Origin of the sequence: Tibeticola sp. (assembly GCF_022759015.1) — a bacterium.
Taxonomy (GTDB): domain Bacteria; phylum Pseudomonadota; class Gammaproteobacteria; order Burkholderiales; family Burkholderiaceae_C; genus Tibeticola; species Tibeticola sediminis.
The window spans coordinates 1-13,576 of sequence record NZ_JAEMQB010000024.1; the positions used below are offsets into that span (position 1 = coordinate 1).

At 65.6% G+C, this 13,576-nt stretch carries 12 protein-coding genes; 10 read left to right on the forward strand and 2 right to left on the reverse strand.

The annotated features are described in order from the left end of the window. Positions 1-650: AAA family ATPase (locus tag JHC36_RS01640; RefSeq protein WP_287915029.1), on the reverse strand; the 650-nt coding region annotated here is incomplete at its 3' end. 88 nt (positions 651-738) lie between these two features. On the opposite strand from JHC36_RS01640, the gene JHC36_RS01645 reads away from it, so the two are divergent. Continuing rightward, the gene (locus JHC36_RS01645) at positions 739-1,644 is read left to right on the forward strand and encodes a histone deacetylase family protein (protein WP_124221066.1); all 906 of its coding nucleotides are present in this window, start codon (positions 739-741) and stop codon (positions 1,642-1,644) included. 213 nt (positions 1,645-1,857) lie between these two features. Here JHC36_RS01645 and JHC36_RS01650 read toward each other — a convergent pair whose 3' ends face one another. After that, positions 1,858-2,391, reverse strand: coding sequence for a DsrE family protein (locus JHC36_RS01650; RefSeq protein WP_287915032.1), 534 nt, complete (start codon positions 2,389-2,391; stop codon positions 1,858-1,860). 128 nt (positions 2,392-2,519) lie between these two features. Between JHC36_RS01650 and JHC36_RS01655 the strand changes: the two genes are divergently transcribed. The 9 genes from JHC36_RS01655 to JHC36_RS01695 all read left to right on the forward strand — a co-directional run. Beyond that, on the forward strand, positions 2,520-3,338 hold the full coding sequence (locus tag JHC36_RS01655; protein ID WP_287915060.1) for an enoyl-CoA hydratase: 819 nt from the start codon (positions 2,520-2,522) through the stop codon (positions 3,336-3,338). Further along, complete coding sequence (locus JHC36_RS01660) at positions 3,335-4,618, forward strand: mechanosensitive ion channel family protein (protein WP_287915036.1); 1,284 nt, start codon at positions 3,335-3,337, stop codon at positions 4,616-4,618. The genes JHC36_RS01655 and JHC36_RS01660 overlap by 4 nt, the downstream gene beginning before the upstream one ends. 352 nt (positions 4,619-4,970) lie before the next feature. Then, on the forward strand, positions 4,971-5,726 hold the full coding sequence (locus JHC36_RS01665) for an electron transfer flavoprotein subunit beta/FixA family protein (RefSeq protein WP_124219682.1): 756 nt from the start codon (positions 4,971-4,973) through the stop codon (positions 5,724-5,726). A 40-nt stretch (positions 5,727-5,766) separates the two neighbouring features. After that, complete coding sequence (locus JHC36_RS01670) at positions 5,767-6,705, forward strand: electron transfer flavoprotein subunit alpha/FixB family protein (protein WP_287915041.1); 939 nt, start codon at positions 5,767-5,769, stop codon at positions 6,703-6,705. Between the two features lie 82 nt (positions 6,706-6,787). Further along, entirely contained in the window at positions 6,788-8,578 is a 1,791-nt protein-coding gene (locus JHC36_RS01675) for an acyl-CoA dehydrogenase (protein WP_287915046.1), read from the forward strand. A gap of 82 nt (positions 8,579-8,660) precedes the next feature. Further along, a complete protein-coding gene (locus JHC36_RS01680; RefSeq protein ID WP_124219674.1) occupies positions 8,661-9,623 on the forward strand; it encodes an NAD(P)H-dependent flavin oxidoreductase in 963 nt (320 codons plus the stop codon). Between the two features lie 112 nt (positions 9,624-9,735). After that, entirely contained in the window at positions 9,736-11,106 is a 1,371-nt protein-coding gene (locus JHC36_RS01685) for a TrpB-like pyridoxal phosphate-dependent enzyme (RefSeq protein WP_287915051.1), read from the forward strand. 50 nt (positions 11,107-11,156) lie between these two features. Beyond that, positions 11,157-12,032 carry a phosphate/phosphite/phosphonate ABC transporter substrate-binding protein gene (locus JHC36_RS01690; protein ID WP_287915054.1) on the forward strand — a complete coding sequence of 292 codons (876 nt, stop codon included), beginning with the start codon at positions 11,157-11,159 and terminating at the stop codon, positions 12,030-12,032. Further along, a partial coding sequence (locus tag JHC36_RS01695) for a diguanylate cyclase domain-containing protein (RefSeq protein ID WP_287915056.1) occupies positions 12,029-13,576 on the forward strand: 1,548 nt, incomplete at its 3' end. The genes JHC36_RS01690 and JHC36_RS01695, both read left to right, overlap by 4 nt.

The following is a 13,576-nucleotide window of genomic DNA, read 5'->3' on the forward strand; positions in this document are numbered from 1 at the left end:
GAAGCGAACACGGCGTTCACCTGTTCCTGCAGCCGCAACAGCTCGAGCGGCGTCAGCACCGGCTGCACCTGCGCGAGGCGCGATCGGCGGTCGCCCGAGACCAGCAAGGCGCGTTCGGCGGCGCGGTCGGGATAGCCGAGCGAGATCCGCATCATGAAGCGGTCGAGCTGAGACTCAGGCAGGGCGTAGGTGCCGAGTTGCTCGAGCGGGTTTTGCGTCGCGATCACGAAGAAGGGGTCGGGCAGAGGGCGGGTTTCGCCTTCCACCGTCACTTGCCGCTCTTCCATGGCTTCCAGCAAGGCGCTTTGCGTTCGCGGGCTGGCGCGGTTGATTTCGTCGGCCAACACCACCTGGGCAAAGATCGGTCCGGGGTGAAAGACAAAGCTCTCGCGGGCGCGGTCGTAGACCGACACCCCGGTGAGATCGCTGGGCATGAGGTCGGCCGTGAACTGCACCCGCGCAAAGCGCAGCTCCAGGCTTTGCGCGAGCGCATGGGCGAGGGTGGTTTTGCCCACGCCGGGGACGTCCTCGATCAGCAAATGTCCGCCCGCCAGCAAGCAGGCGACACAGTCGCGCACGCGGTCGGCCTTGCCGACGATGACCGTGTTAAGCTGATCCAGCAACGATCTGAGTTTGTCTTGAATTTCCATGGCGTGAGCTTAGCGGCAAAGCCTATGGGGTGTGCGCGTGGCGTCCAAAACCGGTTATTTCTCCCATCCTGCGTGTGGCCTGCATGAAATGGGCCCGGCCCACCCCGAATGCCCGGCGCGGCTGAGCGCCATCGAAGCGCGCTTGCGCGCCACCGGCGTGTGGGATGCGCTCGAGCACCGCGAAGCACCGCCCGCCTCGCTGGCCGATCTGGAGCTCGCGCACGACCGCTACTACCTCGCCGCCTTGCGCGGATTCGTCGACGAGCTCAAAGAGCAGATCGAGGCCGGGGGGCCTGAGCACATCCATGTCGACCCTGACACGGCCTTCAACCTGCACACCTGGGACGCAGCCCTGCGCGGTTCGGGCGCGGCGATCACGGCCACCGACGCCGTGCTGGCCGGTGAGCTTCAAAACGCGTTTTGCGCCGTTCGCCCGCCCGGGCATCACGCCGGCCGGGCGCAGGCCATGGGCTTTTGTTTCGTGAACCACATCGCGGTCGCGGCGCGTCATGCGCTCGAACGCGGCGGGCTCTCCCGGGTCGCCATCATCGATTTCGATGTCCACCACGGAAACGGAACCGAGGACATCGTGGCCGGCGACGACCGGATTCTGATGGCGAGCTTTTATCAGCACCCGTTCTACCCCGAGGGCGGCTCGCGTTCCAACGCCGCCAACCTCGTCAATTTGCCGGTGCCCGCGCATACCCGGGGCATGGAAATCCGCGAATTGATCGAGCTGATGTGGCTGCCGCGGCTCGAAGCGCATCGCCCGCAGATGATTTTCATCAGCGCGGGCTTCGACGCGCATCGCGAGGACGACCTGGGGCAGCTCGGACTGGTCGAGGCGGATTACGCCTGGATCACCTGGCGCATCCGCGAACTCGCGCGGCGCCATGCCCGCGGGCGCATCGTGAGTTGTCTCGAGGGTGGCTACAAGCTCGGGGCTCTGGCGCGCAGCGTCGAAGCGCATCTCGGTGCCTTGATGGCGCCTTAGGGCAACGCTGAACAAGTCCCTCGCGCGCCGCGCATCCCGGCTGCGGGCGGTCTGCTTCGTTGCAAATCCTCGCCATAGCTGCGGCTATGGCTGCGGTTTGCGCCTCGCATCCCATCCCGCGGCCGGGCGCGCACCATCGCGGGAACTTTTTCAGCGTTGCCGTAGCCTTCCAAGAGCCAGCGGCGCTGGGCCGCTGCGGCAATCGCAGGTGCTTCACCAGGCGAGATAGGCGTAGCCCTTTTCCTGCAACTCCATGATGGTGGCCGCGCCCACGTCTTCGATGGTTGCGTATTCCACCATGTCCGCAGCCGTCCAGCCGAGGGTGTGCATGGTGTTGCCGCAGGCAAAAAACCGCACGCCATAGGACTCGGCCAGACTGCGCGCGCGCTGCTGGTGGAGCTTGGACACCGGGCGCTTGGGGTTCTTCGCGAGCAGGTGGATGCCTGGGCCCCAAACGACGACCGCGATTGCCACGTCGTCGGTATATTTCTGCAGCATCGCCGAGACGGAGTTGAAGATCGCTTCCCGGTACTCTTCTTCGGCTTTGTTGAGCTGGTAGACGATCTTGTGCGGCGCGCCTCCCTCGTCCGCTGCGACGGGTTTGGGCGTCGCGGCGGCCCGAGCGCTCAAAACCGGCGTCGCAGTCGCCGTTGCCACGGCTGCGCCGAGGAGCATGCGGCGCCGGGGCAGGTCAGCGTGGTTCACGGCGGGTGTGGGCGAGGCGGAGGGGCGGCGCTTCGTGTTCATACCCGTAAGAGTATCCGAAGATGAGCGATCGCGCACAGACGGTGGTTGCCTACGTGTTGCCCAAGCGCTTCTCGGTGAAAATGGGCGGCCGACTGGTTTTCCGTTTGCCCGTCCGTCTGGAGTTTTTGATGAGTTCCACTGCCTCTGCCTCTACCACCGCCGGCCCCACCCCGACTGCTCCGCTGCAGCACGAGCGCGATGACCGGGGCGTTCACACGCTGGTGCTCGATACACCGGCCAGTTTCAACGTGCTCTCCGAGGCGATGCTCGCCGCCTTGCAGCAGGCGCTGGACGCCGTGGCTGCCGACGAGGCTGCCCGGGCCGTCGTCCTTGCGGCGCGGGGTCGCGCGTTTTGTGCCGGGCACGACCTCAAGGAAATGAAGGCGCGCCCCGACGCGGCGTATTACCAGGATCTGTTTGCGCGCTGCTCGAGGGTCATGCTCTCGATACAGAAGCTGCCCGTGCCGGTGATCGCCCGGGTACAGGGGCTGGCGACGGCGGCGGGCTGTCAGCTCGTCGCGCAGTGTGACCTCGCGGTGGCTGCCACCGGCGCCCGTTTTGGCGTCAACGGCATCGACGTCGGCCTGTTCTGTGCCACGCCGAGCGTGCCGCTGGTGCGCAACGTGCCGGCCAAGGTGGCGATGGAGATGCTGCTCACCGGCATGTTCATCGATGCGCAAGAGGCACGTGCCCGCGGGCTGGTCAACCGGGTCGTCGAGGCCGAAGCGCTCGATGCCGAGGTCGAGTCGCTGCTGCAGGCCATCCTGGCCAAGCCGCGGGAAGCGATTGCCATGGGCAAAGAGGCGTTCTACCGCCAGCGCGAGATGGGCATCGAAGCGGCTTACCAGCTCGCCGGGCAGACGATGGCGTGCAACCTGGTCCATCCCGTGGCGCAAGAAGGCGTGCAAGCCTTCATCGAGAAGCGTAAGCCCCAGTGGTCACAATGAAGCTTGCCCCCGCGCGGTTCGAGGACTTCGATACCTGGCTTGCGGCGCTGTCCCGGCCGACTTCACTGATCGAGGTCGGTACCCTCATCTTGAGCGGCCTGCTGGCCTGGGCGCTGGTTGCCGCTTCGGCACGGCGGTTCCGTTCGGCGGGCAGTTCGGTGTTGCTCGGACGGCATGGGGTCGATGGTGTTTTGTTTCCGCTGCTGTGGTTGGTTTTTGCGGCCGGCGCGCGCGGGTTGTTGGAGCTTTGGCTGCGGCCGGCCATCTTGCATCTGGCGCTTGCGGCCTTGCTGGCTTTGGTGTTGATCCGGCTCGGGGTCAAGGTGCTGCAAGTCGCGGTCGGGCAGACGCCCTGGGTTCGCTTGCTCGAGCGCAGTATTTCCTGGTTGGCGTGGGGCGGCGTCGTGCTGTGGGCCAGCGGCTTGCTCAACGTGGTGCTGGAGGAATTGGACCAGGTGCAGTGGCGGCTCGGCGCGACCAAGGTGTCCTTGCGGACCTTGCTCGAAGGTTCTTTGACCGCGGGCGCTGTTCTGATTTTGAGCTTGTGGCTGTCCTCGGTGATCGAGGCACGTCTGCTGCGCGGCGCGAGCGGCTCGGACCTGTCTTTGCGCAAGGCCGCGAGCAACGCGCTGCGCGCGGCGCTGATGCTCATCGGTCTGTTGCTGGCGCTGTCCTCGGCCGGCATCGACCTCACGGCGCTGTCCGTGCTCGGCGGCGCCATCGGTGTCGGGGTGGGCTTTGGCTTGCAGAAGCTCGCGGCCAACTATGTCAGCGGCTTCGTCATTTTGGCCGAGCGCAGCCTGCGTATCGGCGACATGATTCGCGTCGATACCTTCGAAGGCCGCGTCACCGATGTGCGGGCGCGCTACACGGTGATCCGCTCGCTGAACGGGCGCGAGTCGATCGTGCCCAACGAGATGCTGATCACCAGCCGGGTGGAAAACCTCACGCTCGCAGACCCCAAGGTCTGGGCGACGACCACGGTTGCCGGCGCCTATGACAGCGATGTCGCGCTGGTCCAGAAGCTGCTCACCGAGGCGGCGCTGGCGCAGCCCCGGGTGTTGCGCGATCCGCCGCCGTCGGCGGCCTTGACGGCTTTTGGCGCAGATGGTCTGGAGTTCACGCTGGGCTACTGGCTGGCCGACCCCGAAAACGGGCAGATTTCCTTGCGCTCGGACATCAATATGGCGATCCTGGAATCCCTGCGCCGCCACGGCGTCGAGATCCCCTACCCGCAGCGCGTCGTCCATGTGCGGCCCGCGACGCCGGGGCCCGGCTGAACCGGTCTCTCGTGCGCCGCGCGTGCGCCATCCCGCGGGCTGAGAGGCTGAGGGAGAATTGGTCATGCCCGCTTTGACGCCCTAAAACACGCCCGAGGGCGTTGCAAATGCGCGCCGTAGCCCGAGCTACGGCTGTGCTTTGCGCCTACTCGGGCGCGTTTTAGGGCGCCCCTTCGGGCACGCCCAATTCCCCCTCAGCCTCTGATCCGACCCTGCCCTAAGTCTGGCTCCACCACCGTATAATCAAAAAATAGAACGGTCGTTCTATTTCTAACGCTGGCGAACCGTAGAATTGACGTTAACGTCAACTCATCGGCGTTACCCCTTTGCATCATCCTCGGAGCGGTCTCTCATGAAAATTCTTGTTCCCGTCAAGCGTGTCGTGGATTACAACGTCAAGGTCCGCGTCAAGTCGGACCAGTCCGGCGTCGATATCGCCAACGTCAAAATGAGCATGAACCCGTTTGACGAGATCGCCGTCGAAGAGGCCGTGCGCCTGAAAGAAAAAGGTATCGCTACCGAGGTGGTCGTGGTCTCCTGCGGAGTCGCGCAATGTCAGGAAACGCTGCGCACCGCGATGGCGATCGGTGCGGACCGCGCGATCCTGGTGCAAACCGACGCCGAGCTACAGCCGCTGGCGGTGGCCAAGCTGCTCAAGGCGCTGGTCGACCAGGAACAGCCCTCGCTGGTGATCCTGGGCAAACAAGCCATCGACGACGATGCGAACCAGACCGGGCAGATGTTGGCTGCGCTGGCCGACATGCCGCAGGCCACGTTTGCCAGCAAGGTCGAGGTCGATGCGGCCGCCGGCGTCGTGCGCGTGACCCGCGAGGTCGATGGCGGGCTCGAGACGCTCGAGGCCACGCTGCCGGCCGTCATCACGACCGATTTGCGTCTCAACGAGCCGCGCTACGTCACGCTGCCCAACATCATGAAGGCCAAGAAGAAGCCGCTCGATACGGTGACGCCCGAGGCGCTTGGGGTCGATGTCACGCCGCGCCTCAAGACCCTCAAGGTCTCCGAGCCGCCCAAGCGCAGCGCCGGGGTGAAGGTGCCGGACGTCGCCACCCTCGTCGATAAGCTCAAGAACGAAGCCAAGGTCATCTGACCGCCGCCTTTGCATTTCACGAACGAGAGGAAAACCGAACATGACCACACTCGTCATCGCCGAACACGACCACGCCGGCCTGCGCGGCGCGACCTTCAACACCATCACTGCCGCGGCCCAGTGCGGCGGCGACATCCATGTGCTCGTGGCTGGCTACAACGCTGCGGGCGCGGCCCAAGCAGCGGCCCAGATTCCCGGTGTGAGCAAGGTGCTCCACGCCGACGGCCCGTCGCTCGAACATGCGCTGGCGGAAAACCTCGCGGCTCAGGTGCTGGCGGTGGTGGGCGCGGGCAGTTACACCCACATCCTGTTCCCCTCGACGGCGGGCGGCAAGAACGTCGCGCCGCGCGTGGCGGCCAAGCTCGACGTGGCGCAGGTCAGCGACATCATCCGTGTGCATGCACCGGACACTTTCGATCGGCCCATTTATGCGGGCAACGCGATCGCCACGGTGCAAAGCCTCGATGCGGTCAAGGTCATCACCGTGCGCACCACGGGCTTCGATGCCGCACCGGCGACGGGTGGCAGCGCCGCGGTCGAGTCGGTTGCAGCCGTTCCCGATTCGGGCAAGAGCCGTTTCCTCGGCAGCGAGATCGCCCAAAATGACCGCCCCGATTTGACGGCGGCCAAGATCATCGTTTCTGGCGGGCGTGCACTGGGTAGCGCCGAGAAGTTCAATGAGGTGCTGCTGCCGCTGGCCGACAAACTCGGCGCGGCCATCGGTGCCAGCCGCGCCGCGGTCGACGCGGGCTACGCGCCCAACGACTGGCAGGTGGGGCAGACCGGCAAGATCGTGGCGCCCGAGCTGTACGTGGCGGTGGGGATCTCCGGGGCCATTCAGCACCTCGCCGGGATGAAGGATTCGAAGGTCATCGTCGCGATCAACAAAGACCCCGAGGCACCGATTTTCTCGGTCGCCGACTATGGGCTCGAGGCGGATCTATTCACGGCCGTTCCCGAACTCATCCAGTCTCTCTGAGCAGCGAAGGACATCAGGGCATCGATGTGATGCCCTTTTTTTGGCCATCAACAGCCCTTCATCGGAATTACCTGGAGTCACCATGAGCTATACCGCCCCTCTCAAGGACATGCTGTTCGACATCGCGCACCTCGCGCGCATCGATCAGATTGCGCAACTGCCCGGCTTCGAGGAAGCGGGTCTCGACACCGCACAGGCTGTGCTCGAGGAATGCGCCCGATTCAACCAGGACGTGGTGGCCCCGCTGAATCAGGAGGGCGACCGCAATCCCTCGTTTTTCCATGACGGCGAGGTCACGACCACGCCGGGATTCAAGGAGGCTTACCGTCAATACGCTGAAGGCGGTTGGCAGGGCCTGCAGCACCCGGTGGATTTTGGCGGGCAAGGGCTGCCCAAGACCATCGGTTCGGCCTGCAGCGAAATGCTCAACTCGGCCAACATGAGCTTTGCGCTGTGCCCACTGCTGACCGACGGCGCCATCGAAGCGCTGCTGACCGCTGGGTCGGATGCGCTCAAGGCCACCTACCTGGAGAAGCTGGTCAGCGGGCAATGGACCGGCACGATGAACCTGACCGAGCCCCAGGCCGGCAGCGATCTGGCGCTGGTGCGCACACGCGCCGAACCGCAGCCCGACGGCACCTACAAGATCTTTGGCACCAAGATCTTCATCACCTACGGCGAGCACGACATGGCCGAGAACATCGTGCACCTGGTGCTGGCCCGCGTGCAGGGTGCGCCGGAAGGGGTCAAGGGCATCAGCCTCTTCGTGGTGCCGAAGTTCCTGGTCAACGCCGACGGCAGCCTGGGCGCGCGCAACGACGTGCATTGCGTGTCCATCGAGCACAAGATGGGCATCAAGGCCAGCCCGACGGCGGTGTTGCAGTACGGCGACCATGGCGGCGCCATTGGCTACCTGGTGGGTGAGGAAAACCGCGGCCTCGAATACATGTTCATCATGATGAACGCGGCGCGCTACGCCGTAGGCGTGCAGGGCATTGCGATTTCCGAGCGGGCCTATCAAAAGGCCGCGCGCTACGCCCATGAGCGCATCCAGAGCCGCCCGGTGGACGGCAGCATCCCGGCCAGTGCGCCCATCGTGCATCACCCCGATGTGCGCCGCATGCTCATGACCATGCGCGCCGTGACCGAGGGCTGCCGGGCAATGGCAACGGTCGCCGCCGCCGCTTATGACGCTGCGCACCACCACCCCGATGCCGACGCCCGTCGGCAGAACCAAGCCTTCTATGAATTCATGGTGCCGCTGGTCAAGGGCTACAGCACCGAGATGAGCCTGGAGGTGACGAGCCTCGGCGTGCAGGTGCATGGCGGCATGGGTTTCATCGAGGAAACCGGCGCGGCGCAGTACTACCGCGACGCCAAGATCCTCACCATCTACGAAGGCACCACCGCCATTCAGGCCAACGACCTCGTGGGTCGCAAGACCGTGCGCGATGGCGGCCAGACGGCGCGCGCCATCGCCGCGCAGATCGAGGCGACCGAGGCGCAACTCATCCACAACGGCAGCGCCGATGCGGTCGCCGTGGCGCGGCGGCTCAAGGACGCGCGGGAAGCCTTCCTCGAAGTCGTTGACTTCATGGTCGCCCAGGCCAAGGGGAACCCGAACGCCGCCTATGCGGGTAGCGTCCCCTATCTCATGCTCGCTGGAAACCTGATGGCGGGCTGGCAACTGGCGCGCTCCCTGCTGTTGGCGCAGCAGGAAGCGGCAGCGGGTCATGATGCCGCGTTCATGGCGGCCAAGATCGTGACGGCCCGTTTCTACGCCGACCACATCCTCACACGCACGCTGGCCCAGCGTGTGGCCATCCTCGAAGGCGCCGCAAACGTGACGGCGCTGCCGGTCGACGCCTTCTGAACTTCAAAAACAAGAGCGCTTCGACGCCGTTTTACGCGGGCGGGGCGCCTGCTTCATTCATCATTCTTTGGAGACTGCCACCATGTCCCGACTTCCCGCCGTCTTGCAGCGCGTTCCGTTTCCGGTGATCGGCTCGCCGCTGTTCATCATCAGCAACCCCAAGCTCGTCATTGCGCAATGCACCTCGGGCATCGTGGGCTCGATGCCGGCGCTCAACGCGCGCCCAGCCTCGCAGCTCGACGAATGGCTTGCCGAAATCACCGAGGGGATCGAGGCCCACAACCGCGCCCACCCCGACCGGCCCGCCGCGCCGTTTGCGATCAACCAGATCGTGCACAAGAGCAATGACCGGCTCGAGCACGACATGGCGGTCTGCGCCAAGTACAAGGTACCGATCATCATCACCAGCCTGGGGGCCCGTGAGGACGTGAACCAAGCTGTGCACGGCTGGGGCGGCGTGGTCCTGCACGACATCATCAGCAACGTGTTCGCGCACAAGGCCATCGAGAAGGGCGCCGACGGACTGATCGCGGTCGCCGCAGGTGCGGGCGGCCATGCCAGCGTCAAGAGCCCGTTTGCGATGGTGCAGGAGATTCGGCAGTGGTTCGACGGGCCGCTGGCGCTCTCGGGGTCGATTGCCAGCGGCGGAGCGATTCTGGCCGCGCAGGCCATGGGCGCGGACTTTGCTTATGTGGGTTCGGCCTTCATCGCCACGCACGAGGCCCGGGCATCCGAGGGCTACAAGCAGATGATCTGCGAGAGCAATTCGGACGACATCGTCTACACCAATTACTTCACCGGTGTCCACGGCAACTACCTCAAGGGCAGTATCCGCAATGCCGGTATGGATCCCGAGCACCTGCCCGAAGCCGACCCGAGCAAGATGAACTTCGGCGGTGGCGGCGAAGCCAAAGCCTGGAAGGACATCTGGGGCAGCGGTCAGGGCATCGGAGCGATCAACGAGGTCGTGCCCGCGGCCACGCTGGTCGAGCGTTTCAAGCGCGAATACGCCGAAGCCCGCGCGCGGCTGTGCGCCTCCACCTGACCCGATCGTCTCCGTAAGCACGACTTGAGCCGCCTTCGGGCGGCTTTTTTGCGCCGGGCTCGGGCATACTCATGTCGTGCCTATGGTGGCGCGTGCAACCGGAGACGAATCGATGAGTATGCAGACCAAATACTTGTTGGGTGAAGGCCAGATGCCCCGGTTCTGGTACAACATTCAAGCCGACCTGCCCAAGCCCCTGCCGCCCGTGCTGCATCCGGGAACCTTGAAGCCGATCGGGCCCGACGACCTGGCGCCGCTCTTTCCCATGGAGCTGATTGCGCAGGAGGTCAGCACGGAGCGTGAGATCGAAATTCCCGAAGCCGTCCGCGACATTTACCGGCTTTGGCGGCCCAGCCCGTTGTTCCGGGCGCATCGGCTCGAAAAAGCGCTGGGCACGCCGGCCAAGATCTTCTACAAATACGAAGGGGTCAGCCCGGCGGGCAGCCACAAGCCCAATACGGCCGTGCCGCAGGCGTATTACAACGCCCAGGCCGGCGTGAAGCGTCTGACCACCGAAACCGGCGCCGGTCAGTGGGGTACGTCGCTGGCCTTTGCTGGCAACGTCTTCGGGTTGGAGGTTTTGGTGTTCCAGGTTCGGGTGTCCTACGACCAGAAGCCTTATCGGCGCGCGGTGATGGAAACCTACGGCGCTCGCTGCCTGCCCTCGCCGTCGACCGAGACCGAATATGGGCGCAGCGTGCTCGCGCAACGGCCCGACCATCCGGGCAGCCTCGGCATTGCGATTTCGGAGGCGGTCGAGCTCGCGGTTCAGCGCGAGGACACCAAATACGCCCTGGGCTCGGTGCTCAACCATGTGCTGCTGCATCAGACCGTCATCGGCCTCGAAGCCATGGAGCAACTGCAGATGGCCGATGTCTGGCCCGATGTGATCGTGGGTGCGACCGGCGGCGGCAGCAACTTTGCGGGCATCGCCTTCCCCTTCATCGGCCACGGCTTGCGGGGCGGCGCCAAGCCGCGCATCGTCGCGGTCGAGCCGGCCGCCTGCCCGTCGCTCACGCGCGGCAAATATGCCTATGACTTTGGCGATACCGGCCACATGACGCCGCTGACCAAGATGCACACGCTCGGCAGCACCTTCACGCCGCCGGGCTTCCATGCCGGTGGCCTGCGCTACCACGGCATGGCGCCGCTGGTGTCGCATCTGAAGGAACTCGGCCTGCTGGAGGCGACCGCCTACACCCAGGGGCAGTGCTTCGAGGCCGGTGTGCTGTTTGCGCGCGCCGAGGGCATCGTGCCTGCGCCCGAGGCCAACCACGCAGTGAAAGGGGCCATCGAGGAGGCCCTACGCTGCAAGCGCGAAGGCAAAAGCGAAGTCATCCTGTTCAACCTCTGCGGGCACGGCCACTTCGACATGGCGGCTTACCAGAAGTACTTTGCCGGTGAACTCAAAGACGAAGCCTACGACGAGCGGGAACTCGCCATGGCGCTTTCGGGCTTGCCCAGCGTGCCGGAACCGGTTTGAGGCCGAGGTACTGGGGGCGCGTCGGGGTGGACGGGAGCGGGTGGGGCGGTATGAACCGACGTCGCTGGATGATCGGCTGTGGCCTCGCAGGGCTTGCGACGTGGGCGCGGCCGGGCCATGCAGCAGCTTCGGGGGCGGCCGATCCCGCCGCGGCCCGTGTCTGGAGTTTTGCGGTGCTCAACCAGCGCACGGTTGCGGCCACTGCGGAGCTTTGGAACCCCATTCTGCAATGGGTCTCGAGGCGCAGCGGCGTGCATCTCACCCTGGCGATGGGCAAGACCGCGGTCGAGACGACGGAGCGGACCGTCGCCGGCGCGTTCGACTTTGCCTATACCAACCATCTGTTCACGCCCGAACGCCGCCAATTGGGCTGGCGGGTGCTGGTCCGTTTCAACCGGCCAGCGATACACGGGCAGATCGTGGTGCCGTCGACGTCGCCGCTGGGATCTCTGGTCGATTTGCAAGGTAAGACGGTGGTGTTCCCCTCGCGGGAAGCGGTCGTGGCTTATCACGCTCCTCGGCAAGCCCTGCACCGCGCCGGTGTGCGCGTGGTCGAACGGTTTGCGAGTCACCAGGAGGCGGCGATGCACCAACTGGTGAGTGGTGCCGCCGACGCGGCGGGGGTGAACGACACAGTCATGCGGGCGTATGCGCTGCGGGAAGGGTTCCGCTATAGGGCTCTGTGGACGTCTGCGCCCTTTCCCGACCTGCCCGTGATGGTCCATCCGCGCGTTCCAAACGAAATCGTCGCGCGCGTGCAAGCCGCGTTTTTGGCGATGGACGCCGACCGCGAGGGCCGACGCATCCTCGACGACGCCGGGGCTTTGCTCGCGGCCGATCACCCCCTGGCCTTCGTGCGCGCGCACGAGTCGGATTACGACGTATACCGCGCGCTCTGGGCGTCTGCGCCTGGGGTAGCACGATGAAGCGGCTGTGGTCACGGCTGTCGCTGCTCGCGCGCTTGTTGCTCGCCGTGCTGCTGGCCATCGGCTTGGCGGGAGGCTTGCGTTTGGCCTTGTTTTTTGGCGACGCCACTGCGCAGGCGCAGGCGCAACAAGCCCGCACCTTGGATTTGGCTGGCGAGCTGCTTGCGCCCTTGCTGGCCGAGGCCGCCGTGACGGGCGACTACGGAGCGGCCAGCGAGCTGATGCATCGGCTGGTCGATACGGATCCGGCGCTGGCGGAAGCGGAGTGGGTGTATGGCCGCAGCCGGTTGAAGGTGGCGGGGGTTTCTGAACCGGCGGTTTACCCGCGATGGTTCGAGACCCTGATCGGGCTCGAGGCACAGCCTCATGTGCGGCCGGTTCTTTGGGGTGACGTGGATTACGGACAACTGCTGCTGACGATCGACCCTGTTGGGCTGCGCAACACGATCTGGTTGGGGTTTCGGCACCAGATGCTGGCCATCGGCGCGGCGATGATGGCGGCCGCCGTTCTGCTGTCGGCGGTGCTGTTTTCTTCGCTGCAGGCGCTGCGCGCCATCCTCAGCGCGATGCGGCGCTTCCGGGTCGACTCTACGGTGCGGGCGCCGGTTCTGGGCAGCCCTGAGACCCGCACGCTCGCGGAAAACTTCAACCGCATGGCCGACGAAATCGCCGCGAACCTCGCGGCGCTGCGCGAGGCACGCGCGCACTGGCAAGGGTACGCGCAGTTGCACCAAGCGACCCTGCTCGCCATTGCCGACGCGGTGATCGTTTGCGACGCCGAGGGCCAGATCACGCAGATGAACGCCGTCGCCGAGCGTTTGACCGGATGGAGCCGTTCCAAGGCGACCGGCCGCGCGGCCCGAGAGGTCTTTCGTCTCGTCGATCCAGCCTCGGGCCTCGTCATGCCGGACCCGGTCGCCGCCGCGCTGCATTTGAGAGCCGCGATCGGCGGGCGGACGGGGACGGCCAGCCTCGAGTCGCGCGACGGCACCCTCTGGCCCGTCGAGGCCACTGCCGCGCCCATTCGAGACGAGGCTGGCGTCTTGCACGGCTGCGTCCTGGTCTTCCGCGATCGTACCCAGCAGGAACAAATCCAGCAGCGCCTGAATTGGCAGGCCTTGCACGACGCGCTGACCGGGCTGCCCAACCGGCTTCTGTTCGCCGACCGCTTGGCGCAGGCGATTGCGCGCAGCGAACGGCAGCCGCAGCTCATTGCGGTGTGCCTGTTCGATCTGGACCGATTCAAGCCGGTGAACGACCGCTTGGGCCACGCCGCCGGTGATGAACTCTTGCGGCAGGTGGCTCGGCGTGCGCAAGAGGTTTTGAGAGACACCGACACACTGGCGCGTTTCGGCGGCGATGAATTTGCGCTGGTGCTCCCCGATCTGCGCCACGTCGATGAAGCGGATTCGATTGCGCAGCGGCTGGTCGAGCGTTTGGCCGAACCGTTCGTCCTGGGTGCCGAGACGGTCGAAATCAGCGCATCGTTGGGCTATACCGTCTATCCCTTCGATCCGGGCGACCCCGATCTTTTGCTGCGCCAC

Coding starts and splice junctions, on each gene's coding strand:
- JHC36_RS01645 (WP_124221066.1), top strand. CDS start 739: ATGGGCCCGGCCCACCCCGAATGCCCGGCGCGGCTGAGCGCCATCGAA.
- JHC36_RS01650 (WP_287915032.1), bottom strand. CDS start 2,391: ATGAACACGAAGCGCCGCCCCTCCGCCTCGCCCACACCCGCCGTGAAC.
- JHC36_RS01655 (WP_287915060.1), top strand. CDS start 2,520: ATGAGTTCCACTGCCTCTGCCTCTACCACCGCCGGCCCCACCCCGACT.
- JHC36_RS01660 (WP_287915036.1), top strand. CDS start 3,335: ATGAAGCTTGCCCCCGCGCGGTTCGAGGACTTCGATACCTGGCTTGCG.
- JHC36_RS01665 (WP_124219682.1), top strand. CDS start 4,971: ATGAAAATTCTTGTTCCCGTCAAGCGTGTCGTGGATTACAACGTCAAG.
- JHC36_RS01670 (WP_287915041.1), top strand. CDS start 5,767: ATGACCACACTCGTCATCGCCGAACACGACCACGCCGGCCTGCGCGGC.
- JHC36_RS01675 (WP_287915046.1), top strand. CDS start 6,788: ATGAGCTATACCGCCCCTCTCAAGGACATGCTGTTCGACATCGCGCAC.
- JHC36_RS01680 (WP_124219674.1), top strand. CDS start 8,661: ATGTCCCGACTTCCCGCCGTCTTGCAGCGCGTTCCGTTTCCGGTGATC.
- JHC36_RS01685 (WP_287915051.1), top strand. CDS start 9,736: ATGAGTATGCAGACCAAATACTTGTTGGGTGAAGGCCAGATGCCCCGG.
- JHC36_RS01690 (WP_287915054.1), top strand. CDS start 11,157: ATGAACCGACGTCGCTGGATGATCGGCTGTGGCCTCGCAGGGCTTGCG.